Raw genomic sequence first — 24,004 nt, 5'->3', positions numbered from 1 at the left:
ATAAAAGTAAAAGGCCGTTTACTGCACTGGTCCCGATGGCGAAATAAAGGGCCGGTCCCATGAGCCGCCGACGAAGAAATGCAGCGGCGGCTTTGCCGCAGGCGTTTCGGCCTGCTGTCCTTCGGCAGTGTCGGGCTGTTGCTCGGGCTGGGTGCCGGGAAAGATCACTTCACCGCTAAGTGCGAGGCTGCGATCCACGAAAGGCACGATACCGGCCAGATTGAGCGTGCCGTCCGATGTGTCGACGCGGGCATTTTCCAAGGTTGCCACGCCTTCGGAAAGATTGGCCTTCAGGTCCAGCCGGTTAAAGGCGAGCGCGACATTTTCCTGCCGTTCAAGCGCGAAAAAGCGCTGGCTCTGCGCCTTGGTCAAGAAGTCCTGCACCGAAAAACCCTGCATCTGGCCGTTGTTGAGCTGCACGGATACATTGCCTTGCGCATTGGCAAGCAGGCTGGACCAGCGATTGGCCGGTCCTTTCATGAACAGCGAGATATTGCCCTTGCCGTTGATGAATGGCTTTTCATAGCCCAGCGCTGCAAACAATTGCGAGCTGGCGATGTCGGACGCATTAAAGCGCAATTCACCCGTGGCTGATTTCAGATCGCGTACGATTTGCAGATTGGCCTGCACGATACCGTCGAATGCCCTGGCATCGCCAATATCGAATATGGCGCGTCCGCCGCGTATCTGCACGGCGGCGGCGACACCTGTCAGCGTAATCGGTCCGGCAGTCGCATTCTGGGCGGAAAGACGCAAATCCAGCTCGGCACGGTCGATAAAGCTCGTATCGATCATATCGCGGCTGTTCTGGTCGCGTTCGTTGGGCGAACGGGGGCGGTTATCGGGCAATGGCACGAATATGGAAAAGAGCCGGCGCAAATCCAGTTTCTCGAAAGCCAGCGTTCCCGTTACGGCAGGCTGCTCGCGCTCGAAGCCGATTTCGATCACGCCTTTGGCCGGGCTTTCGTCTGTGGTCATTTCGACATTGGCGAATTTGAGCCGGTGTGATGTGGAGGTGATCGTTGAATCAAGCGAGAAAACGCCGATTTCGGTGCGCCCTACCACCGACGGCAAGCCCAGCCAGCGCACGGCGCCATGCAGGGAAGGGGTTTTTATACCAAGGGCGCCCTCAAAAAAGCGATCATCGGAAATATTGGCCTTGCCCTGAAAGCTGAGATTGAGAGGGGTTGCATTGAAGCTTGCGCTCACATCCGACATGCCGCCGGCAAGAAGCGGCAGGGCCTGCGCTGCACTCAGGCTGAATTGCGTGCCTTCACCGCGCCATTGCCCACTGCCCTTGAGAGTTGCCGGACTGGAGGTGCGCGGCCATTCGAGTGTGGCATTCAAAGCGGTGATCTGCTGTTGCGGATCGGGCTTATCTTCCGCATCATTTTCGGCATCGGGACGATTGAACGAGATCGTGCCGTCGCGCACCACGACGCGGCCAAAAGGCTGCGATGCCAGTTGCGCGGCAAGCGCCTTGTCGTCATTGGAACCTTGCTTCAACAATGCGCGCTGCGCGCGTATGGCAGTGCCAAGGCGTCCGTTGGAACTGGCTATGGCGTTGAGAAGCTCCGAAAAATTTTCAACCGGGCCGCCAATGTTGAAATGGGGCCGCACGATTTGCGTTTCGGAGAATGAAAGCCGCCCCATGAGCGCGTCAAAAGGCGAAAGCTCCACATCGATGCGGTCGGCGCTCATCAACGGCCCTGCGCCATGACCGGAAACTTTGCTTAAAGTTACGCCGCTGAGCGAAGCGCGCAAGACGGGAAAGACCCGCAGGCGCGGGGCCTGCCGCAATTCGACGCTATATCCGGTCCAGGCACTGATCTCCTGCGCCACGCGTATACGAATTGCATCTGTCGAAACGATGAAGGGCATCACCGCGAGCAGGGTTGCCGCCGCCGCCGCACCAAGAATGACAACCGCAATAACAAGGCGCATAAATTTAGGCCAGCGCATCAACCATCCGATCAGTGAAACATATTTCCTGCTGCAACCAGTAAACCATCATGACAGCAAGGCAAACTGCTGACGGTACGAAAACGGCATTCGTTACAACGTTTCTCCAGCAGGATGCATTATATCAGTCCGCCAGAACGCGTGTAGGCGGAAAGACGATTTCGACCACCGTTCCCTGTCCCGGTGTCGAATCGATGGCGAACTGGGCGCGGTTTGCCTCGACCATCGCCTTGGTCAGCGGGAGGCCGAGGCCCGTACCCTCGTTGCGCCAGTCTTTGTTGTTTTCCAACTGGCGGCGCTGCATGGTGTTGACCTGCCGGAAAGGCTTGAGCGCCTGTTCGACTTCTGCCTTGCTCATGCCGACGCCCGTATCGCGCACCCGCATGACCACATCGCCGTTCAGTTCGTAATTGGTCGAGACGATGACCTGTCCGCCTGTCGCGGTGAAGCGGACAGCATTTGACAGCAGATTGAGCGCCACCTGCTTGATGGAGCGGGCATCGGCGACAATATCGGGCAGGTTGGACTGGAAGCTGGAGCGGATGATCACGCGGTCGCGATTGGCCTGCGGCTGCATCAATGCGATGGCTTCACCAATGGCGTCATTGAGTGAAACGGCCTCGAACTGCATGTCGAGCGCGCCAGCTTCGATCTTGGAAATATCAAGCAGATCATTGACCAGCGCCAGCACATGATTACCGGAGCGGTTGATGTCGCGAAGATAGTCGCGATAACGCTCATTGCCGATGGGGCCGAATCTTTCATCGGACATCAGTTCCGAAAAGCCGATGATCGCGTTGAGCGGCGTGCGGATTTCATGGCTGATGCGCGCAAGAAATTCGGTTTTTTCAGACGAGGCACGTTCGGCTTCCTTGCGCGCATTGGTCAGTTCTTCCTCGGTGCGCTTCCACTGCGTGATGTCGCGCAGGACAGCGCAGAAACCGCGCGCCTGCGGCAGCTTGCCGATGGTCATGAACAGCGGAATGAAGCCGCCCTTTGCCTCACGACCGATGACTTCGCGCCCGTCATTCAGAACGCTTAACACGCCATTGTCGGAAAGCCCGTGCAGATAATCCATTGCGGCACGCTGGCTCTCAATGGCAAAAAGCATCGAGAAAAACTTGCCTTCCGTCTCCTCGTTCTCATAACCGAAAAGAGCAGCAGCGGAATGGTTCATCGAGCGTATGCGGCCTTCCGGATCGATCAGGACAACCCCGTCGGTCGCTGTATCGAGGATGGTTTTCAGTTCCTCGACCTGTGAATCAAGGGCCTGTTTCTCGGTATTGTCTTCCTTGGCTGTTGCTTCCACTGCAACCGGCGTCGCTGGTATCAGGCTGAGCATGAGCGCACGGCCGTTGCGCCATCCGATGATATTCAGATGCGCGTCCACCGGCTCTTCACCGCCATCGGCATGGCGCAGCATCATGCTCTGGTGCTTTTCGCTGTCGTCAGGCTCGCTGTTAAACAGCACTTCCACGCCGCCTGCCTCGTGTATTGCGTCAAGAGTTTCATAACCGCTCAGGTCCAGAAACGCCTGATTGGCATAATGAATCTCATCGCCCGCATGAATGAGCACCGCCACAGGCAGATTGGCCAGCAGCGTGGTTTCGTCCGTCGTAATGCGGTTGCCGCCTGTAGCCGTAACTGCTGGGGTTTTGTCGGCTTTTGGTTCCTGCGAGACCGGCGTTCCTGCATTGACGTCTTCAGGTGCGGGGGACTTTACCGCGTGGCCGTCCTGTCGTGAATTGGCAAGGCCCTGCCTGCGCAGACGATCCGCAATTTCGCGAAAAGCATTACGCTCGGTTGCAGTCAGGCCACCTTCGGGTCGCGGCTCTGCGTGTTCCTCTTTCTTGAGCAGCCTTGCCTGATCGGCAGCGATTTTTTCCCGCGCGGCGGCATTGAGAAGCTCGATGACCTTGTCTGAGTCGCGGCGCCCTTCATTGGGCGTGAGGTTGAGTGGCGGTTGCGGGATGGTCGCTTCCGGGCGGTCGTCATTGGCGACTTCCTCGGTAAGAGCCAGCGCATCATCCATGTCGTCGTCGCTTGCCGAAGGGGTGGCTTCGGGTTCGCGTTTTTGCGGAATTCCGCCTGCCAGAACCAGACCAATCGCTTCGGGGTCTTCCTCGGCCTCGGATGGACGCACAAGGCCAAAGCCACGGAAACCTACGAATTCGCGGTCGCGCGACTGGACAGGCAGCGCGGCCAGTTCCACCGGAACGCGCAAATTTGTCCCTTCGACGGGCCAGAACAGGCGTTTGCCCGACCAGGTATCGCGTTTCTGCAAAAGCGCGGAGATCGCCCCATCGGTATCAAAACCGAAGACGGTCGCGACTTCTGCAAAACGCCTTCCGATCACGTCTGCGGCATTCGGGCCGATGATGACGCCCAGTTCCGGCGAGACTTCGGTAAAAGAACCATCCGCGTCTGTCTTCCAGATAAAACGGGCAGGCGGGCCATCGCGGTCGAAGGCGAAGGCTTTCGGTCCCGATTCTACGATAGTCTGCTCGCTGGAAACCGCTTCTTGCGTTTCATGTGCGGCAGAAGCTTTTTCAGGCGTGGGGGAGGTCCGCGCATTTGCGGACGTTTCGCCAATCACGCAAAGAAGATGCAGGGCCGGATCGTCAGACAGGCGCGCTATCGCGCCCGGAACCGAGTGTTTGCCTGCGCGAATGCGGCGTTTGACGATACGATCGGATGAATCGGCAGCTTCGACGATCAGGTCTTCAAGCGTGCTTTCAGAAATATCGAGAGAAGCAAAATGCTGATTGGCGGCAATGAGCTGAGCCTTTTCATCGAGCAGCGCCACATGGGTGGCGTCGCTCGCCAGACCTGAAATAAGCGTTTGGGGCCGCTTATCCTGCTGCGAGGCTGCAAGCAGCAGCGCTTCGACGCCAGAGGGAAGCGTGATGCGGGAAATGTGCAGGCGGGTGAGTTCCGAACGCACGCCGCCGCCAAGACGAACGGCCACCATGCGGGCCTGATTGCCTGCCTCATCGCTGGAACTGGCAATCTGGCGGCGGGTGGCTATTGGCAGATCGGGTTCGCGGCCGATCATATCTTCGATATGGCCAGAGCCAAACAACGCAGCACCGGGGCCATTGACCCACAATATCGTTGCAAGGTCGCGCGTGAGTATGAGCTGCGCGTCGCCCTTTACAAAACCTTCGCGGACATCATCCAGCGCGGCAATATCGATGAAGGGGTATGATTCGGACATACCGTTCCTTTACCTGTTCGTTCAACCGCCCTTGGGCTTCTTAACTTACTGTTAATAAGCCTATCGAGGCATCGGGTCCATATTGGCCTTTGATATGGACCCCACTTTCTGTTCCATTAGTTAATGCGTGCCGGGCAATTTTACGTGTCCGGCGAATATCCGTATTTGCGCACATTCATGCGTAAAATATGGTAAGCAAAACCCGAGCAATTTTAATGATCCGATCATTCTGGCGGTCAAATGGGGATTTCTTGCTGAAAGGGCGTTATAATCTCTTGCAATATGAACCGATTCTCCGTATGTGACCCCCTGTCAGCGAGCGCTCTAGGCGTAAAACTGCTGATAGCAAGGTACGCGGTCGTAGCTCAGTTGGTTAGAGCGCAGGATTGTGGCTCCTGAGGTCGTTGGTTCAACTCCAACCGACCGTACCATTAATTTCACGCTATTAAACGATAATTATATAGTGATATCAAGCGCTTAGGCGTATTTTATATTGCTGGTTCGATGTTAAACGTACCGTTTTGTGCTACATACTGTGCAACAAAATGCGATACAAAGCGTGCTACTCGGTGCTATAATCCCGTCATGGCTGGATATCGCATTAAATCAGACCCTCATCGTTATTTGAAAGATCGCGACGGCGTTTATCAGTATGTTCGCCGCGTTCCCACGTCTGTTGCAGACAAGGATAGTCGCGCTCCCATCATCCGCATAAGCCTGAAAACAAACGATCTCGCTCGGGCTATGACGAAGCGCAATGAGTACGAATCTGCTGACGACGCGTTATGGGCGATGCTGAAGGCTGGGGCTGATGGCGATAAGGCAAGGGCACTTTATGATGCCGCCATTAAGCGAGCCGACGCTATCGGCATTTCATATGTGTCAGCCGATAGGCTGCTTTCGTTTACAGATGAGGCGCTGGCGGCGCACTTAACACATCGTCGAGATAGTGTGGACGAGAATACCGCTGTTTACGGAGCGGCTGGTGTTCCATCTGTGTCCGTGACACAGGCTTTGAGGATTTACTTCGATGAGATCACGCCCGATGAGCTGACGGGCAAGAGCGAAATCCAGAAAAAACGTTGGCGCGCACACAAGCAGCGGGCGATCGACCATTTTGTGAAAATTGTCTCGGATAAAGCAATCGCTGATATAACCCGCGAGGATGCGCAGAAATTCTACAAGGTCTGGCTCCAGAAAATAACGCGCCCCGAAAAGAACCAAGCAGTAATATCCGCCAGCATGGGCAATCGCATGATGGGCGGAATGCGCGTTCTCTTTGCTGAATACTTCAAGCACATGGGCGATAGGGATCGACCAAATCCTTTCCGCGATCTGAGCTTTGCGGAGAAAGTTGAAAAGTCGCGCCCGCCTATCCCAACGGATATCATCCAAGCGAAGTTCCTGACTTATGGCCCACTCGTAAGCTTAAACCAAGAGGCTCGCGGTATCGTCTTGGCGATGATCGAAACAGGATGCAGGCCAAGCGAACTTTGTAACATTACAGCCGAGCACATATTCCTCGCTGATAAGGTACCGCATATCCTGATTGCACCTCGAAAAGATGCTGCTGATCCGCGTGAGATTAAAACCGCTTCGTCTATTCGCAAGCTGCCGTTGGTCGGCATAGCGCATGAGGTATTTAAGAGGCATAGGAATGGCTTCCCTCGCTACAAAAACAAGGAAGACACGCTGTCGGCAACGTTGAATAAATATTTCAAGGACAACGAACTGTTTCCAAAAGGCGCGGGCTATACCGTCTATTCGCTTCGGCATTCCTTTGAGGACCGCATGAAAGAGGCGGGCCTGGACGATGAATTGCGCCGAATGCTGATGGGCCATACAGTTGACCGCCCACGATATGGCATGGGCGGTTCTTTGGAGTGGCGAAAAGAGCAAATGGAAAAGTTTACGCTGCCGTTTGACGCAGCCGTGATCTGATGCGATCCCGCACATTGTCGTTCGCAACAAGTTTGCGTTGCATCTGCTCTACCCGTTCGTACAACGGTATCAAGCGCGCTTCCGTTTCTGGGTAGGCGCCGATGATGCCGGCAATGTCGCTGAGCCACCGCTCAGTGTCCGCGTAAGTATATGCCGCCATCCTCACTCCCTTTCCCGCAGTGCGGCGCGGCCTGACAGGACTTTTATTGCCGCCTCGTAGCGCATTTTATGGCTTAATTTCAGCGATGATGAGCGCGATGGAGACATATTGTCTTTTATGTCGCCAAGCTTCACTCTTGCTGCGATTGGGTTCTCCCGGCACCGAATAATAAAATCAGAATAGGTTTCGCCCTCTTGGCGGGTGAGCGCACTTACAGCATCGGCCACCGTATCGCCGAACAGAAAACGAATATCGCCCTCCGTGTAGCAAGAGCAGTCCTCAAGAACATCATGCAGGACGGCTACAACCCGCTCATCTTCCGCCTCCATCGCAAGCATGACGCGAAGCGGATGAAGAATATATGGCTGATCAGCTAGGTCAGTTTGCCCTGCATGAGCCACAACTGCCATTCGGATTGCATTGTCTAATCTCGATAGGGCCATCACTCGCCGCCTTTCAGGTCTTGGCGTCCCGCGTCCGTTAGGTGCAAAATGTCTGGAAAGTGCTCTTCAACTAGCCCTAACCGCTCTAGGACTGAAAGAGTTGCCTTATTGATCCAGCTTCTGCGAGGTTCTCCGGCAGGCCAATCGCGCCGCTCCACTTTCTGCAAGGCTAGTATCTGTGCCACTGTCAGCTTCATTCGCTCTGCTCCCCAAGTGCGGAGGCGGAAAGAGATTCTATGGCATCAATCGCATCAAAAAGCCCTTGGTTGTATTCGCCGGGACTATCCACTTGAACTAGATTAACGATTGCTTGGCGGTACGAGGCGCGGATGGTGGAGATGGCGGCCTGAGCTTTTGCGTCATAAAGAATCGAAAACTCCCTGTAATCTTCCATGTCGGCATCAGCTATTGCCCGAGCCATCTTCTCGATCAGTTCCTTACTGGCCATGGTTGGCCTCCTTTGCGCGCAAGATGGCGGTTGAAAGTGCCGAATCTCTGGGTTAAATGTGTTGCATTAAGAGACTAAGCCTATGCCCAGAACACGCTATTTCACTCGCTGCGAACCGGACGGCACATGGTCCGTATTTGACGCCCGAACGGGAGAGTTTCCCAAGCTCGGCGGACAACTGGTATGTGGTCTCACGCAATTTGAAGCGGATGATCTTGCTTTCTATTTGAACCAGCAGTTGACAGACGATTTTTCTGACATCCGCTTCCCTGTCAGGTGCGTCTAGCTTGGAGAGGCGGGTAATGAGGTCGGTCATGGCAAATCCTCGAATACCTGTCGGGATACATCATCTTGATGTGGCCACTTTCCCGTCACTACTCTTGCGGAGACTGCCCGCAAGAATATGGCTGTGAACAAGATAACTGGAATAAGAAAGATGATGGTAATGATCGGCATCATCATAACTTCCCTCCCAGCACGGCGCGGGCTTCAAGAATATCCTTGTGACGGATTGAATAGGCTCCCGCATTACCTTGCGGCTTAGATGGAATTTCAAGTCTGGCAAACGGCTCCAGCGCCTTTTCAGCAGCGGCGAGTTTGGTTTCGAGGGCTTTGGTAGCACGGGCAATTTCCTGCTTGAGCCGCTTGGTTGTGTAACGCGGCTTGTCCTCGTCGTCGCCCATCAGGATGGCGTTGATCTTCTCCAACTCCTTAATCCGCGCTTCCTTCGCCGCGTTGTCGGCTTTCAAGTCAGAGATAATCCCTTCGGCTTTCAACCATGCTGCTTCAAGTTTTCCGTTCTCCGCCCGTACCGCCGCCAATAGTTCTTCGGCATTCTGGCGGGTGACGAGTTCGTCATACCCTTTGTGGGGAATATGCGTAAGATGTGTTCGGTTTACTCGATAGTATGCCACCGTCACCAGTCCCGTATCTGTAGCGGCAGGCGCGGGGCGGGTGTTCCGCTCTTGAGCCTTCGTTCCATGCCACGCGCAATCAGGATGAAATCCTGTGGTTCTTAGGAACGGTCTGCACATCATGCATATTTCACTCGCCATGACGGTCGCCTCCTGATGGGTGGGTTTCTCCGCGAGCTTTTGCGAGCACTGCGTCTATTTCAGCGCAGAATGCGGCTTCCCACGGACCAAATTCATCGGTGTCCATCCACTTTCTGACCTCTGCCAAACATCGGTAAAGACTTGGCGCTGCGGCGATTAGATGGGCGTTGGCGTCTTGGTTTATTAAGAACGTGTTGCCGAGTACTAACCTCTGTCCACCTTCACCAAAAAAATCCAACGAACAATTGCGGTTTTGGCGGAATGACCACGGCCCCGGCGTAAATTCTGGCTTACTCATTCCGCGCCCTCCAAAGCTATACGTTCGAGAACTTCCGTGAATTTATAAACACGGCTGATGCCCTCACACGCTGCATAAATCTTGCCTTGGTCCCCGTTCAGTAAGGTGCGGGCTGCTTCTGCTTCGACCGACTTACCGGCGTCGGCATGGTCCGGGGAGGATAGGGCGCGGATGGCGGCGAGAAGCTTACGGATTTGCCGTAGATCGCGAACGGTTATCATCGCATCCTGAATGTCAGGAAACGGGCCGATCTCATCCGGTTCATCATAGTCGTCAGCGACTTTCGCCAAGCGTTCTAGTACCGATAGGTCCAACGCCTGTTCACGCGCTGCTCCCTGCATATAAGGTGCGGCAGCGGTGAGGGCGGCGAGAGCGTGATCTAAACACTTTTCCCGCATCCCATGACCGATGCTATCAGCCATTGATTTATCTGCCGCCTTCACGGCTTCATCACTCACCATGACCGCCTCCCTCAACAATCGCCAGCTTGCGGCCAAACACCCGCGCGACGGCATCCAGCTTGTCGATGGCTGGCAGGCGATAGCCATTGCGCCATGCGTTAATCGTTGCGTCATTAACACCAGAAAGGCGCGCCACGTCCGACAAGGCTATAGGCGTGGCGTCGATAACGCGGAATAACTCCCGCACCAGAGGGTGGGTAGCGCGGCAATTCACTGGTCTGCGCGAATGGTTGCGGGTGCGGACATTTATCGGTGCGCGGACATTGACGCCGCGCTGCTGGTGGAGGACGGCGTCCATCACGCTGCCCTCCGTACTGGCGTACGGTTGTCATTGGCGGGCTTCGCGCCGCCCTGCGTCAAGCCCCGTCCAAGAGGCTCGCCGGTCATGCGGGCAAGCTCAATTGCCGTCTTGCGCAATTCGTCGGCGGCTCTGGGTGCGTGCAGATTGGCGATTGACAGAACCGCTGCGGCGCTGGTGCCTTGCGCCTGGAACTCGGCGGCGGTCAAGATGCGCTCTGGCGTGCGGTATACTTTGGGCTTTGCCTTACTTGTTCCGTGTCTTCTGGCTCGCGGGCGGTTGGCGTTGTGGTTACGCATAAAAATCTCCTCATGGTCGGGGTGGTGCGCTTGGTGAGCGCGCAAAAAAGAGGGGTATGGGGGGGGCTTTGCCGCCCCGTCGCTATCTTCCGTGCTCGCCCAGCCTTGCCAGCGCTTCTTCCGCAATTCGGCGCATATCGTTGACTTTGCTGGTGCCAAGCGGGTCGTTGTTGCTACGTGCAAAAATCGTCCGCAGCGCGTCGGTGGCTATGGCAACCCTGATCACGCCGCCACCCCCACAGCTACGGCGCACACAGCCACGCAGAAAGCGACAACGACTGTCATTTCAACGGCTTCGCGCAGTGCGTATCTTATCCACGGTTGGGGCTTTGCGTGTTTCTTGGCGCGGTAATCAGGGCGGCGCATTGGCTCTACACTGCCAGCACGCGCTGTGCTGCGTACGTCGTCAACGAGGACTTCTGTGTCAAATTCGCGCTCTGGGATAAGGTCGTGGGTGTAGCGGTTGCTGTGATTGCAGCGGGCCATCATGCTGCCCTCCCTACACTTGCCTGTTGTTCGCTCGCCGAGGTGTTGTCGTTTGCGACTGGTTCCAGTCGATACCATCCATGCTGACCTTGCACGTCGAACGTCTTTGGGATCGTCCAGCCAAAGCCGGGCAGGCGCTTCCGGATGTTGCAAATTTGTGTGCGCACTGATCCCATGGCGTTATCTGGACCGCCATTCGGGTCTAGCGCATAGACGTGGTTGACGAGATCGAAGATATGCATGCGGCGCGGGTAGATCGCTGCCAATGCATCGACTATGTTCTTTTGTCCGCGCGACAGCGGGATGTTCGCAAGTTCTTCTGTGGGGTTCCGCTTCATCACGCTGCCTCCTTTACGGAGATCTCGGCCAATTCAGCCGGTGCAGGCGCATCTACCGGCTCGCCTCGCGCTACAGCGCCGCTCGTCTGGAAAACTTCGAACGTCTCGCCGGGGCACAGGGCTGCTAGGCGCGTCGCTTCTGCCATCGCAGACGCAAACGAGCCGTGTTCGTATGGGAACTTGGTGCGGCCTATGCGGCCAGTCTTCTTGCCGCGGCGAAATACAAAGAATCCGCCGCCGATAATTTCGTTTTTGCGGGTGAACGGTCTTCTTCTCTTTGGTGTGTCGCTCATGTTGAAGTCTCCTCGTGTTTTGGTCTGTCAGCAGATCGGGCCGCGTGGCTGTCTTCGTGCTGTTGAGAAGAGTAGTAGCGAAGAAAGTAGCGATAGTCAACAATAAAAAGTAGCAAGGGTGGTGGTGATAGGGCATACTTGTTGCTGCCAGCAATAGATGGGCGGATAAAAGGAGAATCGGGGTGCAGAGAAATGGCAACAAAAAAGCGGTCCATGAGTATGAACCGCTTTCAGAAGATTTCTGGGATCGCTTACGCGAAACCAGCGATGAATTAATTGCCAGCCTTCTTAAGTGGCTCCAAGGTGGCGTTGATAAATGATTTCACATCTTCATCGTCAATAACTTCAGAAACGCGGTCCAAGTCCGATTTTTGGATTAGACCGCGCGTTAAAGCTATTGAGTACAGCGAAAATATCATATGTTGCTGCGCAACAAACGCGACCTGAGTACGTTTTTCTAAAGCAATATTATCCGGCAATGCCATTTACACCCCCTTATGATTGCTACGATGCCACCCTGCCAAGTTGCGGCCATAAGGGCAAGGGGTTAATCGTCGCCCGCCCCAACGATCCGGTGTACGTCAAATATCTCGTCGCTTGTAAAGGTTATATCTTCAGCCGGATTGAATTGGGCAACGGTCAGTATGTCATTCCATGACTTGAACTGCTTTATAAAGGCGCCTTCTGGCGCGCCAGCACCAACCTGAACAACGCAAAAACAATTTGCGGTTAGAGGCTTCTTCGGGTGAACGAAGACTAGTTCGCCGGGGTAATAGCGCGGGATCATTGATGTGCCATAGACGTAGAGCGCATATGCGCCTTCAACGCCAATTAACTGATATGGTGTATCAATCTGGTCTACTATATCGGCAAGCATCACGAGCCTATCGGGATCGCCCGCCGCGGCATACCCAAGAACAGGTGTCTTCCCCGGTGACACGCCTTTAAATGCCCGGCGCGGCACAATGGGCTGAGCCGGCTGAATATCTGCTGTCAGCTTAGATGCCTTGCCTGCGTCCAGAGCGTCCAGGTTCATCAGTTCGTCCGCCTCATCGATAGGAATATCAAATGCGAGCGCGATCTGCCGCCAATTGTTCGGGCGGACGGTTTCTCCGCGCTCGATCTTTCCAAATGTGGCGGCAGCAAGCCCTACGAGCGCAGCGGCTTTTGCCTGCGACGTATAACCTTTTTCCAAACGAGCGGCTGTGAGCCTTTTCCCAAACCTAGTCATGGCGGATCACTACCACAAAAAAATAATGTCGTGTTGCTACATTTTAATGTTGACATAAAGTAGTAGTGCTACTATTGTAACTCCATACCGCCCCACAGAAAGACGGTGCCAACCGAAAAGGAGGCCAATATGCAGAAGCCGGAGTTACCAAAGCCGGACAGATAGCTAGCCTGAAGATTTAATTAGCCCCAAGACTGACCAGCTAGAAAACACGAGGAGAAACACAATGACAAATTCTGACAGACATTATTTCGCCGACAACGACAATCACCCACCGTAGAATCAACAAGGGACGCTGGCCGCTGAAAACGCGGCTGGCGCGTTTGACATGCTTATTAGTGGGTGCTGGCGGCTACATTATTAGAACTCGAAGGATAATTGATTGGGCCAAGAGCGTGTGTGCTCCCGGACATACTCAATCTTCCCGAACCGTAAGCGAACATAGGCGCGTACGTGAACCAGACGTTCGATAATCTTTTTCATGTGCTTTGCCTCCTCGTGTCGTGGTGGTCGGTTTTGGTGAAAAGGCCGTCTTATAGAGGGCCAATGGTCGCCAACACGACACACAGCGAGCACGCGAAGAAAGCCGCCAGTCCCTTCACATAAGCACGTAATACGAGAATTTTCAACCTATAGAGGAGAATGACATGCAGATTGTACAGGCCAATAGCCGCACGGTCCCCGTTGAGCACCGTCGAAAGAGATACACACCAGAGCGCGCTCGCGCGGAGGCGCTATTCAATAAACCAACATCGGTTCCTAAGCCGCGCATTCTGGAAGATGCGCCGAAGGTGGTAGTTCGCGCTGCCGCTACAGAAGAAACCGAACATGAAAAAGTGTTTCGTCTTGTGCGTGAAGGCCGGTTTGAAGATGCAGCGCGCATCGCCGCTCGCCTTATCAACGCGGGTAAGGATGAAGGCTTTTATATTTACGGTGGGACGCCGGAGTTCACCAAGGCATCGGAATGGCATCAGCGCCTTGTTCGCGATGGCGACGCTCGCGCCAATGTGCATATCATTTCGCCAGAACGCGCGCAGATCCTACTCGTCCATAACATCGGCAACCGCCGAGTTAATGCCGCGAACCTCGCCGCTATTATGCGGGATATTGCGACCCATCGATTTGATTTGAACGGCGAGTCAATCGTTGTATGCCAGGACGGAACGGTGAACGATGGTCAGCACCGCACATTCGGCGTCTTGCTGACTGGCCAGCCAATTGAATCGGTCGTCTCGTACGGCGTCACCAAGGAATCGATGCGCACCGTTAATATCGGTCGTAAGCGCACCGGCGTTGATCGGTTGAATATCGCAAGCATTCCTAACGCCGTGCATATGTCCGCTATCTCAAACCTTGCGTTCGAGATGTACAATGGTCGCGCGGCCACACCTGCAGAAGCGCAAGACTATTATTTCGAGAACCAAGAGCACATCGTTCTTGCCAATTCCCTTATCGGAAATCCACAGAAGGGGCTTGGGGCTGCTGCGCCTGGTGTTGCCGCGCTCCACCTTCTTTCCTTGGGTGCGAACGAAGACGACATTCGTCATTTCTTCACCGCATTCCGTACTGGTGAGATGCTTAAGCGTCGCAACCCAATTTATACGCTTCGCGAGGCTTTGCGCGAAAAGACAGTCAAGTGGACACGCCAGCAGTGGACACGTGGGATCGTGCACCACTTCCTGATCTGGCGCGCAGGGCGGTCCCTAGCTGTAGCTACTTCCCCCGCATCTTTGCCTGAGGTGATCTGACTATGGAGCGTCGGCGGTTATTCATTGACGACATATTTATCGGCAATCGCCATCGTAATGCTGATGGAGATAAAGTTGCAGAGATTGCGAAGAGCATTGCCGAAGTCGGACTAATGAACCCGCCGGCGGTCTGCATCCGTGACGAAATCGTCATGGATGACGGAGAGTTGTGCGACGGGGTGGCGGTTTTGATTTATGGCCGCCACCGCTTGGCAGCACTCAAAATGAACGGTGAAGAATATGTAGAATGCGTCGTTCATGACGTTGACGATCTTCATGCCGAGCTCATGGAAATCGACGAGAATCTGGCCCGTTCGGAACTGTCTCCAGCCGAAGAGGCGGCGCACATTGCTCGGCGTAAGGCTATTTATGAGGAGATCCACCCGGAGACAAAGCACGGTGGGAATCAATCACCGTCTGGCAAATTTTTCCACACGGATAAGGCATCATTCGTCCAAGAAACAGCCTCGGCATCTGGCAAGACCGACCGCGCGATCAGGATGGCCGCGGCGAGAGGCAGGGTGCTCGGCCCCGACATTCACCGCATTGTTGGCACCAGCCTCGATAAGGGTGTCGAGATGGACGCGCTCGCTAAGCTGCCATCGGATGAGCGCGAAAGCCTTATCAGTCGAGCGGAGCGTGGCGAAAAGGTTAGCGCGCGGCCAGCCCCCGAAACCAAACCAATAACCGCCGATAAGGCGCTTGGAATTATCGCCGCTGGCGGAGCCAAGGCGACGGCGTCCAATAAGGACAGAAAGCGTCAAGTGTTCTGGGATGCGTGGGCCGCGCTGGATGAAACAGACCGGCAGGAATTCGCCGCGATTATCTGGTCGCAGTATAAAGCGGCCTAACCCCCATTCTGCCTCACCTGCAGAACGCATGATCTGGCATGTGACCAAACACGAGGAAACGCCCTGCGCCAGATGCCACGCCAAACAAAAAGCAGGCTGTTATGCTCCGGTACCACCCTTCGCCAGCCTGCCCGTACTAGTTCGGGCCACGAGGAGTAAAACTCCAACCCTCCCGTTCCTTGCCGGGTACCACCCCAGCCAGCCAGACAGATGCCGCCAGTCGCGGCATTTGTCAACCACCACCAACCAAACACGAGGAGTTATGCAGTATTCACCACGACAGGAATTGCAGGCGAAAGCCGCCGCGCATCGTAAAAAAGGTGCGTCATTCGGGAAGATCGCGGAAATGATGGGCATTACCAGAGGCCACGCTTGGTCTCTGCTCGCAGACAGAGTGCCCGCACTACCGCCGCCAACGCCGACAGAAAGCACGGTTGTTAAACGCTCCACGCATAACGGTGGATGCTCAACATTATGCCGCGACATGTATATCGCAATGCCGCGCATTACCTTACTGGACGGGCCTTTTATCGGCGCCCCTGCTAGCGCAGGCACAGCCACCGTCCACTAGCCTTTTAAGGCAGGGCCGACCGCCTAGGGAACGGGGCCGAAGATTAACCTCCAGCATGGAGGAACTATGAAATCCCATAAATACACGCGACCGGAAACGGCGCACCAAACGCAGTACACACGAACTGGCACGCGGGACATGACAAACCGCAAGCCTTATCGCACCGCTGCGCAGAAAGAAGACGCCCGGCGCACAGCGCGCTTGGTTGACGGGCGCTATGTGTCCGGCTCGCCGGTTAGCTACAGCAGACAGAAAAGAGGTGCGGCATGACCTGCGATTGTGGAGATTGCTGGGACTTGCCCGGCGAATTTGTACGCCACCGGCTGACAGGCTGGCTTGGCGTCATCATTGGCGACCGTGACGCTGGCAGGATGCTGACTGTGCGATTTTTAGTCCCCGGCCAAGGGCTGGTTGCCGCCGAAGTATCGCGGTTTGAAGTCGAGCCGTTTGATGATGAAGACGGCGGGGGTGGTAGCCAAGCCGAACCAGAAGACAACATCATTCCGGTCGATTTCACAAAGAAGGTGAAGCTGACGGCGAAAACAAAAACGAGGGGAGCCGCCTAATGGTCACGCGAACAATGGAAGCTGCGCAGGTCGATGTGCAGGCTGATGAATACGGCAAGGGCGCAAGACGCGTGAAGGTCGGGGATAGGGTCAAAAGCCTTGTGACTGAAATGGATGTTGTCGCGGGTAAAGAATATGTCGTTTCTGGCGCATGTGGGAACTGCGTGATCATTACTGATGATGCAGGTGAAGCCTATCCTTTGGACACCGGTGAATGGGCCGTGTCCGACGAACCGCGCTTCAAGGTCGGCGACCGGGTGCGATTGGTAAAGGACGGCAAATCCACCATAGGCGCGGTTGGAAAACTGGCTACGATTGAATCGTGGGACGGCAAGCTCATGAACAACGGCGAATACCTGCTGAATATAGACCCACCATATAACTATCAGACGTTGTCTGTGGAGCCCCAGTACACACGTGCAAAGCCTGACTGCATTGAGCCGGTCCTCAGCATCCAATCAGGAAAATACTACCGCACCCGCGACGGGCGCAAGGTAGGGCCGATGCGTACGACAGCAGACCGCGCGACGCATAACGGGGCGGACTGGTGGTGCGATGGGCGAGCCAATAGCACTATGGAAACCAGCGCCGACCTCATCGCCGAATGGGCCGACGAGCCACAGGTTGCCTCACAGGAAGCCGCCAGCAACGATAACGATAATGTTTCGTCAGCGTTTGACGACCTCATGGGCGTTGTTGCAGACGCAACAAAATCGTGGCTGGAGAATACGGTAGACCCCACGCCCCCTACGGTGACTAAGGTCCGCTTCGTCAAGACGCATCGGGGATACGGCTATGAACTGGCACGGTTCGACAAATGGTCATTTGTTGACACCGGAGGCAACCAGCCCGTCATCATCGCAACTAGCAAGCTAGTCGCCGCCTAACCCGCAACAGCAACCACAGCCAACCCTACCAGCCCCGCTGCATTCGCGGCGGGGAACGAGGAGGAATTATGTTTAGAGAACCCAACGAGGGCGGCGGCAGAGCCACGTCGAAGCCCGAAGTCATTATTGTGCACGAAACGGTGCTCAAGTCGTGGATGCGCGATGCAAGCACATTTATCTTGTTCGCTGCGCTCATAGGTATTGGTGTCCTATTGCAGAGCGTAGCGTTGCAATGGGTAGGCGCGATTATCGCGTTTATCACGATCTCGGCCAAGGCCACCAATGTCGGCCGCAGCTACAGCATCCCGCAGGCCCGCGCCAAGCTGGATCAGTTGGAGGTGAGCCATGATTAACCCCTACAAAGACTACGCCGTCAACGACCGCCCCGGCAACACACGCCGCAACAGCCCATGGAGCAAATACCGCGTCGAGGACGACCGCATCCTAATCCAACCCGGACGCATCCCCGGCGGGGGGCGCGTAGGCCGGTCGCTGGCGCACGCTGCCCTTGCCTTGGTGCTCGCCTTCGTCGCCATGGGCGTCGTGTTCTGGAACGGCATTCTGCCCTTTTATGGGCTGCTTTATCTGTGGGGTGGGTGATGACAGCCGGCCCAGACCCCAGCGGGTACGCGCTGGCAGGAACCGTGCTGTTCCTCGTCACCATCTTCATACTGGCTATCATCTAAAAAAGGAGAGCACGATGGCGATCAGCCTATCCAGCTTGAAATCCACAAAGAGACACGACCCACCAGTCATGCTGCTTTATGGCGTGGACGGCATCGGCAAAACCAGCCTTGCCGCCGAATTTCCGAACCCGATCTATCTGGCCACGGAAGGCGAGCGCCCGCCGTCTGACATTGAACTTGCAACGCCGGGCACCATCGAAAGCTTTGATGATCTGTTGAACATCATTGGCGAACTGCTGACCGAAGACCACGACCGCCAGACCGTCATTATCGATAGCCTTGACGGGCTGGAGCCGCTTGTCTGGCGGGCGACGGCAGCGCGTCTTGGCATTAACAGTGTCGAGGACGCAGGGTACGGGAAAGGCTACGTCGAGGCCGACACTGAATGGAATGAACTCATGGCGGCGGTGTCTGCGCTCGCACGTGCAGGCATTTATGTTGTGATGCTGGCGCACCCTGAAATCGTTCGTTTCGACAGCCCTACGTCCGATCCGTATTCACGATACCAGCCTAAGCTCCACAAGCGAGCAAACGCCTTGGTGCGCGAAAAGTCCGATGTGGTTGCATTCATGAATTACCGCATCAGCATCAAAGAAAAGGAGGTCGCGCGCCAAACAAAGGTTACGCGAGCTGAGGGCGGCAAGGAGCGTCAGATTCATTTGTCTGAAGGAGCGGGATTTATGGCCAAGACCCGCTATCCGCATCCAGATTCAGTTCTCTATCGCAAAGGGCAGGGCTTCGCTGATCTTTCCAAGTATTGGTTGCCTAGTAATGACAACGCGGCGCAGAAGGAGGCGGCGTGATGGGGTGGCCACAGATAGTCATGCTGGTTCTGATGGCCACTGGTTTTGGCGCGTCAGCAGCGATGCACGGAAAGCCACGACCAAATTACAGCATCTGGTCGTCACTCATTGCCGTCGGCCTCACAACATGGCTGCTCATTGCAGGCGGCTTCTTTCCTTCACCGTTCTAACCACCACCACAAACACGAGGAATACCTATGGCGAAACTAGCCACAAGATTTAATGCGACAGATCACGATACGACCCAATCCGATTATGCGGAGTTGCCCAACGGCACGTATGTCATGGAAGTTGAAGCGGCGGACGTTGCTGCGACATCGACCGGCAGCGGAACAATTCTCAAGACCACGATGAAGGTGCTTGAGCCGCAAGAGCAGGAAGGCCGCAAGCTTTTCACGAACTACAATATCGAAAACAAAAACCCGCAAGCGCAGGAGATAGGGCAGCGCCAACTTGCGTCGCTCTGCCGCGCGATCGGCGTGTCGGCGGTGGACGACACCGAAGACCTGCTTTTCAAGTCCTTCACGGCTCGCGTTGCACTTGGCCGCCCTTCAAAGGACGGGCAATATCCGGCACGTGCGGAGATCAAGCGCTATTACTATCCAGATGAAGGCAATGTGCCTCCTGCGGAGATCGACGCCACCCAGCCCACCGCGCCGCGCCCGGCCAATGATAACCGGCCTGCGGCTGCTAACAGCAACCAGCCAGCGGCGGCAGCGGAGGGCAAGAAGCGCCCTTGGGGTTAATCTAAACCAACCTGCTACTGGCGCGAAAGCGCCGGTAGCAACCATCGCACCGAACCGAACACGAGGAGATACGCATGGCTTACGAAGCCGAACGAAAACTGATTATGGCGGCAAGTCCGCTGCGCTTTGACGGCGCTTTCATTGCTGGCGGCGCTGTCACGAGCGCGTTCACCAACGCGAAAATCAACGACGTGGACGTGTATTTCAAATCGCGCCGCGCATTCGAGACCGGCGTCTATCAGGCATACGAAGACGGCCTGTGGTGCGTTGCTGCCAGCAAGCGTGCCGTGACGTTCGTCAGCGGCGACACCATCGCACAGTTGATGCACTTTGATTATTTCCCGACCGCCGATGCCATCTTTGCGGCCTTTGATTACACCGTCTGCATGGGCGCGCTGGATTTGGATGTACACCAGAGGGACGGGCACCCCGATTCCGGGTTCATCTTCCACCCCGACTTTTTGAAGCACAATAGCCAGCGTTTCTTGAAGTTCAATCCCGGCACGCGTTACCCACTGGCGTCCGCAACGCGCGTCCTGAAGTACCAGCAGCGTGGATATACGATCGGCAAAGGCGACATGATGAAAATCGCGCTCGCTGTTCGCGGGGTTCGTATAGAATCGTGGGAAGACTTGAAGGACCAGATTGGCGGCGCTTACGGCGACAAGATTGTTCTCGGCAATGAGGACAAGCCGTTTACGCTTGATGCCGCCATCGAAGCGCTGACCGTCGAGGACGCAGAAAGCGAGCCATGGGTGCAGCCGGCGAATGACAATATGCCGGGCAATGCGGAAGATTTGTTGCGGCATATCGCAAACCTGAATGGCGTTGAGTTCGTACCGACAGAGCTTGACGAAGACGGCTGGCCTCTCGCCGATGAAGTCCTACAGGGCAGAAAGGAAGCAGCATGACTTTATCCGAGTTTAAGGCATGGCTGGAAGGTTTCAGCACTTCGTTTATCGATGGCGCACCTGATGCAGAGCAGTGGGCGGCCATTGCAAGTAAGCTGGACCGCGTAATCGCCGAAAAGATTAGCCAGCCGCCCCAGACATTCCCGCCAATCGGCAAGCCGTGGTTCGGCGACCTACCGCCTATGCGCACTTGGTATAGTCACTAACCACCAACAGGCGCGGCTCACCACCGCGCCTACCACTGCCGAACACGAGGAGATTTTCATGCGAGTCACGCTCGACCGCGCAGACCTTGCGCACGCCTTGGCAATTGTGACCAAGGCGATTGAAACAAGAAACACAATCCCTATTCTCGCCAACGCACTCTTGGCAGTCGAGGACGGCCAGTTGCGCCTGACCGGCACCGATCTGGACGTGGAGATAGCGACCAGCCTGCCGGTGCTGGACTGCCAGCCGGGTAGCGTAACTGTTCCCGGCAAAATGCTTGCTGACATAGCCAAGCGTGCGACCGGCGATATATCGCTAACCGCAGAAGGTCATCAGCTTATCGTCAAGTCTGGCAAGAGCCGGTATAAGCTCGACGTCTTGCCTGCAGAAGACTTTCCGTCATTCAGCGCCGGTAAGTTTGACACGACGCTGGAGCTTGATCTGGCTACGCTTGTAGCGCCGTGTGTGCACTGCATCTCGACCGAAGAGACCCGTTATTATCTGGCTGGCGTATATCTGCATGCTGTCGAAGGCCGCTTGGTTGCTGTCGCAACGGACGGCCACCGGCTTATGCGCAACATCGGCCCTGCCGGTACCCTGCCTTCCTCGTTGGAGGGCGGCGTCATTCTGCCGCGCAAGCTCGTAGGATTACTGCCGAAAGGTGCGGTTACGGTCGAACTGTCCCAGAACAAGGTGCGCGTCACGTCTGGCTCGACGGTTATCACGAGCAAGCTGATCGACGGCACATTTCCCGACTATGTGCGCGTGATTCCCACCGGCAACGGCAATGTACTTACCGTCGATCGGCAAGCCCTCATGAAATCTGTGGAGCGTGTCGCCGCGGTTGCTGATGACAGGTCGCGTGCCGTGAAATTCGCCGTCGGCGATGTGCTGCGCCTGTCACTGGCAGACAAGGCCAGCGACGAAGTTGAGGCCACGTTCGAAGGCGAGCCTTTGGAGATCGGCTTTAACAGCCGGTATGTCAACGACATGCTTGGCGCGTTGGATGAACCGAGCGTGCGCTTTGCTTTTGGTGATGCAGGCTCGCCTGCCGTTATCAAGGGCGAGGGCGAGTGGACTGCGGTCTTGATGCCGATGAGGACATGACGATGGACGCCGATGAAAAGGCGTGGGCCGCCCACCCTTACCGAAACCGCGATCTTCAACGCCATTGAATATGCGCTGCGCCGCGAAGGTGTGACCGAAGTCGCGTTTGCAGAAGATGGCGAATACGAAGTAGAAATCCACGAGGCGTCCAGCTTGATGCCGTTCGTCAAATGTCTATTGCGCGAGTTGGAGGTGGTTAAGTGAAAATCAGTATCGAATGGCTTGACGACACTTATGATTGCGAAACATGCGGCTCGTCATGGGCCGAAGGCGCGCTCGTCTATATCGATGGGCTACTTGTGCTAGATTTGCAGCCAAGCGCCCACTGTTACAACGGTGTGTCATACCAAGAAGGTGACGTGTATCAACGCATTCTAGAGCACCTCGGCCATGGCGTGGAGCAGCACTAATGGCCCCGCTCCCTCAAGTCATATCCCCAACCGTGGCCGCGATTTACGCGGCCTATGAGGCGAATAATAATCCGCGTGAAGGCCGGTCCATATCGGTCAGTACGCTCGCAGAAGAATGCGAGCGCAAGCTGTTCTATGAATTCCGCTGGGCATCACACGCGGAGCATATCGGCGGTAGAACACTGCGCATATTTGAGACCGGCGTCATGGAGGAGGAGCGCTGGATTGAAAACTTGCGCATGATCGGCTGCGAAGTGGTTTCGCACGAGCACAATCCGCGCACCGGCAAGCTGGATCAAATCATGGTGGAAGCGTGCGGCAAGCATGTGCGTGGTTATCTGGACTCTGAAATTCTGGGGCTTCCTGAAGCGCCGAAAACAATCCATGTGGGTGAAATCAAGTCGCATAATCTCAAGTCATTCACTGACCTCAAAAAACGCGGTGTTAAGGAGAGCAAGCCTTTACATTACGGCCAGTTGCAAACCTATTGCTATCTGCGTGGGCGGGACCGTGGAATCTACTTGGCAGTTTGCAAAGACACGGACGAGCTTTACGCCGAGCGTGTCCATCTTGATGCGGAATATGTCATGCGCCTGCTAGCGCGAGCGCAGCGCATCATTGATGCGCATGAACCACCGGCAAAGCTGCACGAAGACCCGAATGCAAAAATGGCGTTTGCGTGCGGATGGTGCAAGCATCGCGCCATTTGCCACGAAGATGCATGGCCGCGCGTGAATTGTCGGACGTGCCTATACAGCACACCGGAGGATGGCGGCTCATGGTCTTGCGCCCGGTGGGCGAAGCCATTGTCGCATGATGAGCAACTGGCAGGCTGCCCTGCTCATTTATACCTGCCGGGGTTAATTGCTGGAGAGCAGATTGATAGCGATGAAGAGGCCGAAACAGTCACTTACAAAATGCATGACGGTAGTGTGTGGGTGGATGGGGCGGCGAATGACAATGAACAGCGGAGGGTGGCGTGATTAGGACCAGTATTTCGCCCTTTCATCGTAGATTGCCTGAACATCTCCTAGCGCAAGTTTTGCACGTATTTGTATAAATTGTAATCTCTCATCAAATTGGGAAAGATCAAGTTGGCCAAGGCCGTATCGTACGATGCTGCGATTAATTTCTTCGTTGCACCATAAAATTGCCTCGGCAATGCGTTTGGGGAGGTTGTCTATGATTAACTCCGCTTCATTACCTGAAAGTATAGAGGGTAAAATATTGCCAGCAGTGCATTTCTTAATAATCTCATGTGCTGATAAATTTAAAACGACGATTAGGGATGATTTAGCAGTATTCAGTGCATCAAGTTCTTTCTGAAACGACCTCTTTAATGTCGCCACATGCTGCCTATTACTAGCATCCAACTGCTGTTTAGCTACTAAAACTGCGATCAAAACCGGGATACCGGCAACAATGGCTCCGTACTCTTTTACAAATTCCAAAAAGGCGATGCCAACCGTAGGTTTAGTCGCGACCAAGCCAGCAAAAGTTAAGCAGACAATCGTAATGTAAAGCACAACTGCCAGCGCCAGAATTACGCTAGAAAAACCACCGTCCGCGTCACTTTTCAAA

The 24,004-nt window shown here is 55.4% G+C and carries 31 protein-coding genes and 1 tRNA gene; 17 read left to right on the top strand and 15 right to left on the bottom strand.

Features of this window, described 5'->3' with window-relative positions; genetic code table 11:
* Positions 1–18: 18 nt before the first annotated feature.
* On the bottom strand, positions 19–1,962 hold the full coding sequence (locus DKP76_RS07415) for an AsmA family protein (protein WP_109705772.1): 1,944 nt from the start codon (positions 1,960–1,962) through the stop codon (positions 19–21).
* Between the two features lie 124 nt (positions 1,963–2,086).
* Positions 2,087–5,179 (bottom strand): cell-division control histidine kinase PdhS, encoded by a 3,093-nt coding sequence (gene pdhS, locus DKP76_RS07410; RefSeq protein WP_109705771.1) that lies wholly within the window; start codon positions 5,177–5,179, stop codon positions 2,087–2,089.
* 354 nt (positions 5,180–5,533) lie between these two features.
* Here pdhS and DKP76_RS07405 point away from each other — a divergent pair.
* Positions 5,534–5,610 (top strand) — tRNA-His (locus DKP76_RS07405).
* A gap of 154 nt (positions 5,611–5,764) precedes the next feature.
* Positions 5,765–7,120 carry a site-specific integrase gene (locus tag DKP76_RS07400; protein ID WP_199224766.1) on the top strand — a complete coding sequence of 452 codons (1,356 nt, stop codon included), beginning with the start codon at positions 5,765–5,767 and terminating at the stop codon, positions 7,118–7,120.
* A gap of 162 nt (positions 7,121–7,282) precedes the next feature.
* Here DKP76_RS07400 and DKP76_RS07390 read toward each other — a convergent pair whose 3' ends face one another.
* The 12 genes from DKP76_RS07390 to DKP76_RS07325 form a co-directional block, all read right to left on the bottom strand.
* The gene (locus DKP76_RS07390; protein ID WP_109705769.1) at positions 7,283–7,723 is read right to left on the bottom strand and encodes an HD domain-containing protein; all 441 of its coding nucleotides are present in this window, start codon (positions 7,721–7,723) and stop codon (positions 7,283–7,285) included.
* Positions 7,724–7,916: 193 nt separating this feature from the next.
* On the bottom strand, positions 7,917–8,171 hold the full coding sequence (locus DKP76_RS07380) for a hypothetical protein (protein WP_109705767.1): 255 nt from the start codon (positions 8,169–8,171) through the stop codon (positions 7,917–7,919).
* 458 nt (positions 8,172–8,629) lie between these two features.
* Complete coding sequence (locus tag DKP76_RS07370) at positions 8,630–9,226, bottom strand: hypothetical protein (RefSeq protein ID WP_109705765.1); 597 nt, start codon at positions 9,224–9,226, stop codon at positions 8,630–8,632.
* The gene (locus DKP76_RS07365; protein WP_109705764.1) at positions 9,216–9,524 is read right to left on the bottom strand and encodes a hypothetical protein; all 309 of its coding nucleotides are present in this window, start codon (positions 9,522–9,524) and stop codon (positions 9,216–9,218) included. The genes DKP76_RS07370 and DKP76_RS07365 overlap by 11 nt, the downstream gene beginning before the upstream one ends.
* Positions 9,521–9,985 carry a hypothetical protein gene (locus DKP76_RS07360; protein ID WP_109705763.1) on the bottom strand — a complete coding sequence of 155 codons (465 nt, stop codon included), beginning with the start codon at positions 9,983–9,985 and terminating at the stop codon, positions 9,521–9,523. Before DKP76_RS07360 ends, DKP76_RS07365 begins: the two co-directional genes overlap by 4 nt.
* Positions 9,975–10,283, bottom strand: coding sequence for a helix-turn-helix domain-containing protein (locus tag DKP76_RS07355; protein WP_109705762.1), 309 nt, complete (start codon positions 10,281–10,283; stop codon positions 9,975–9,977). The genes DKP76_RS07360 and DKP76_RS07355 overlap by 11 nt, the downstream gene beginning before the upstream one ends.
* On the bottom strand, positions 10,283–10,582 hold the full coding sequence (locus tag DKP76_RS07350) for a hypothetical protein (protein ID WP_109705761.1): 300 nt from the start codon (positions 10,580–10,582) through the stop codon (positions 10,283–10,285). The genes DKP76_RS07355 and DKP76_RS07350 overlap by 1 nt, the downstream gene beginning before the upstream one ends.
* An 82-nt stretch (positions 10,583–10,664) precedes the next feature.
* A complete protein-coding gene (locus DKP76_RS19165; protein WP_158279427.1) occupies positions 10,665–10,808 on the bottom strand; it encodes a hypothetical protein in 144 nt (47 codons plus the stop codon).
* 259 nt (positions 10,809–11,067) lie between these two features.
* The gene (locus DKP76_RS07340; protein ID WP_109705760.1) at positions 11,068–11,406 is read right to left on the bottom strand and encodes a hypothetical protein; all 339 of its coding nucleotides are present in this window, start codon (positions 11,404–11,406) and stop codon (positions 11,068–11,070) included.
* Positions 11,406–11,699 (bottom strand): hypothetical protein, encoded by a 294-nt coding sequence (locus tag DKP76_RS07335; protein ID WP_245410170.1) that lies wholly within the window; start codon positions 11,697–11,699, stop codon positions 11,406–11,408. Before DKP76_RS07335 ends, DKP76_RS07340 begins: the two co-directional genes overlap by 1 nt.
* Before the next feature lie 272 nt (positions 11,700–11,971).
* Positions 11,972–12,184 carry a hypothetical protein gene (locus DKP76_RS07330; protein WP_109705759.1) on the bottom strand — a complete coding sequence of 71 codons (213 nt, stop codon included), beginning with the start codon at positions 12,182–12,184 and terminating at the stop codon, positions 11,972–11,974.
* Between the two features lie 62 nt (positions 12,185–12,246).
* Positions 12,247–12,894, bottom strand: coding sequence for a S24 family peptidase (locus tag DKP76_RS07325; RefSeq protein WP_158279426.1), 648 nt, complete (start codon positions 12,892–12,894; stop codon positions 12,247–12,249).
* A gap of 683 nt (positions 12,895–13,577) precedes the next feature.
* Between DKP76_RS07325 and DKP76_RS07320 the strand changes: the two genes are divergently transcribed.
* The 15 genes from DKP76_RS07320 (at position 13,578) to DKP76_RS07250 (ending at position 23,406) form a co-directional block, all read left to right on the top strand.
* Positions 13,578–14,678, top strand: a complete 1,101-nt coding sequence (locus tag DKP76_RS07320; protein ID WP_109705757.1) for a hypothetical protein — start codon at positions 13,578–13,580, stop codon at positions 14,676–14,678.
* A gap of 2 nt (positions 14,679–14,680) precedes the next feature.
* Complete coding sequence (locus DKP76_RS07315) at positions 14,681–15,529, top strand: ParB/RepB/Spo0J family partition protein (protein ID WP_109705756.1); 849 nt, start codon at positions 14,681–14,683, stop codon at positions 15,527–15,529.
* Between the two features lie 867 nt (positions 15,530–16,396).
* The gene (locus tag DKP76_RS07305; RefSeq protein WP_245410169.1) at positions 16,397–16,666 is read left to right on the top strand and encodes a hypothetical protein; all 270 of its coding nucleotides are present in this window, start codon (positions 16,397–16,399) and stop codon (positions 16,664–16,666) included.
* On the top strand, positions 16,666–17,553 hold the full coding sequence (locus DKP76_RS07300) for a hypothetical protein (RefSeq protein ID WP_109705753.1): 888 nt from the start codon (positions 16,666–16,668) through the stop codon (positions 17,551–17,553). The genes DKP76_RS07305 and DKP76_RS07300 overlap by 1 nt, the downstream gene beginning before the upstream one ends.
* Before the next feature lie 68 nt (positions 17,554–17,621).
* Positions 17,622–17,906, top strand: a complete 285-nt coding sequence (locus DKP76_RS07295; RefSeq protein WP_109705752.1) for a hypothetical protein — start codon at positions 17,622–17,624, stop codon at positions 17,904–17,906.
* Positions 17,899–18,153 (top strand): hypothetical protein, encoded by a 255-nt coding sequence (locus tag DKP76_RS07290; protein ID WP_109705751.1) that lies wholly within the window; start codon positions 17,899–17,901, stop codon positions 18,151–18,153. The genes DKP76_RS07295 and DKP76_RS07290 overlap by 8 nt, the downstream gene beginning before the upstream one ends.
* A 100-nt stretch (positions 18,154–18,253) precedes the next feature.
* Positions 18,254–19,042, top strand: a complete 789-nt coding sequence (locus tag DKP76_RS07285; RefSeq protein ID WP_109705750.1) for an ATP-binding protein — start codon at positions 18,254–18,256, stop codon at positions 19,040–19,042.
* Positions 19,042–19,212, top strand: a complete 171-nt coding sequence (locus tag DKP76_RS19160; RefSeq protein WP_158279425.1) for a hypothetical protein — start codon at positions 19,042–19,044, stop codon at positions 19,210–19,212. The genes DKP76_RS07285 and DKP76_RS19160 overlap by 1 nt, the downstream gene beginning before the upstream one ends.
* Before the next feature lie 27 nt (positions 19,213–19,239).
* Positions 19,240–19,788: a DUF669 domain-containing protein gene (locus tag DKP76_RS07280; protein ID WP_109705749.1), complete on the top strand. Its 549-nt coding sequence runs from the start codon at positions 19,240–19,242 to the stop codon at positions 19,786–19,788.
* Between the two features lie 74 nt (positions 19,789–19,862).
* Positions 19,863–20,699, top strand: a complete 837-nt coding sequence (locus tag DKP76_RS07275; RefSeq protein WP_109705748.1) for a Gabija anti-defense Gad2 family protein — start codon at positions 19,863–19,865, stop codon at positions 20,697–20,699.
* A complete protein-coding gene (locus DKP76_RS07270; protein WP_109705747.1) occupies positions 20,696–20,905 on the top strand; it encodes a hypothetical protein in 210 nt (69 codons plus the stop codon). The genes DKP76_RS07275 and DKP76_RS07270 overlap by 4 nt, the downstream gene beginning before the upstream one ends.
* A gap of 58 nt (positions 20,906–20,963) precedes the next feature.
* On the top strand, positions 20,964–22,013 hold the full coding sequence (gene dnaN, locus DKP76_RS07265; RefSeq protein WP_109705746.1) for a DNA polymerase III subunit beta: 1,050 nt from the start codon (positions 20,964–20,966) through the stop codon (positions 22,011–22,013).
* Between the two features lie 12 nt (positions 22,014–22,025).
* Entirely contained in the window at positions 22,026–22,217 is a 192-nt protein-coding gene (locus tag DKP76_RS07260) for a hypothetical protein (RefSeq protein ID WP_109705745.1), read from the top strand.
* Positions 22,214–22,423, top strand: a complete 210-nt coding sequence (locus DKP76_RS07255; protein ID WP_109705744.1) for a hypothetical protein — start codon at positions 22,214–22,216, stop codon at positions 22,421–22,423. The genes DKP76_RS07260 and DKP76_RS07255 overlap by 4 nt, the downstream gene beginning before the upstream one ends.
* A complete protein-coding gene (locus DKP76_RS07250; RefSeq protein WP_109705743.1) occupies positions 22,423–23,406 on the top strand; it encodes an oxidoreductase in 984 nt (327 codons plus the stop codon). Before DKP76_RS07255 ends, DKP76_RS07250 begins: the two co-directional genes overlap by 1 nt.
* On the opposite strand, the gene DKP76_RS07245 is transcribed toward DKP76_RS07250, so the two are convergent.
* Positions 23,407–24,003: a hypothetical protein gene (locus DKP76_RS07245; protein ID WP_109705742.1), complete on the bottom strand. Its 597-nt coding sequence runs from the start codon at positions 24,001–24,003 to the stop codon at positions 23,407–23,409.
* Position 24,004: the final 1 nt, after the last annotated feature.

The organism is Falsochrobactrum shanghaiense, from assembly GCF_003149535.1.
Classification (GTDB): Bacteria; Pseudomonadota; Alphaproteobacteria; order Rhizobiales; family Rhizobiaceae; genus Brucella; species Brucella shanghaiense.
This window is presented reverse-complemented; position numbering and strand designations above follow the sequence as displayed.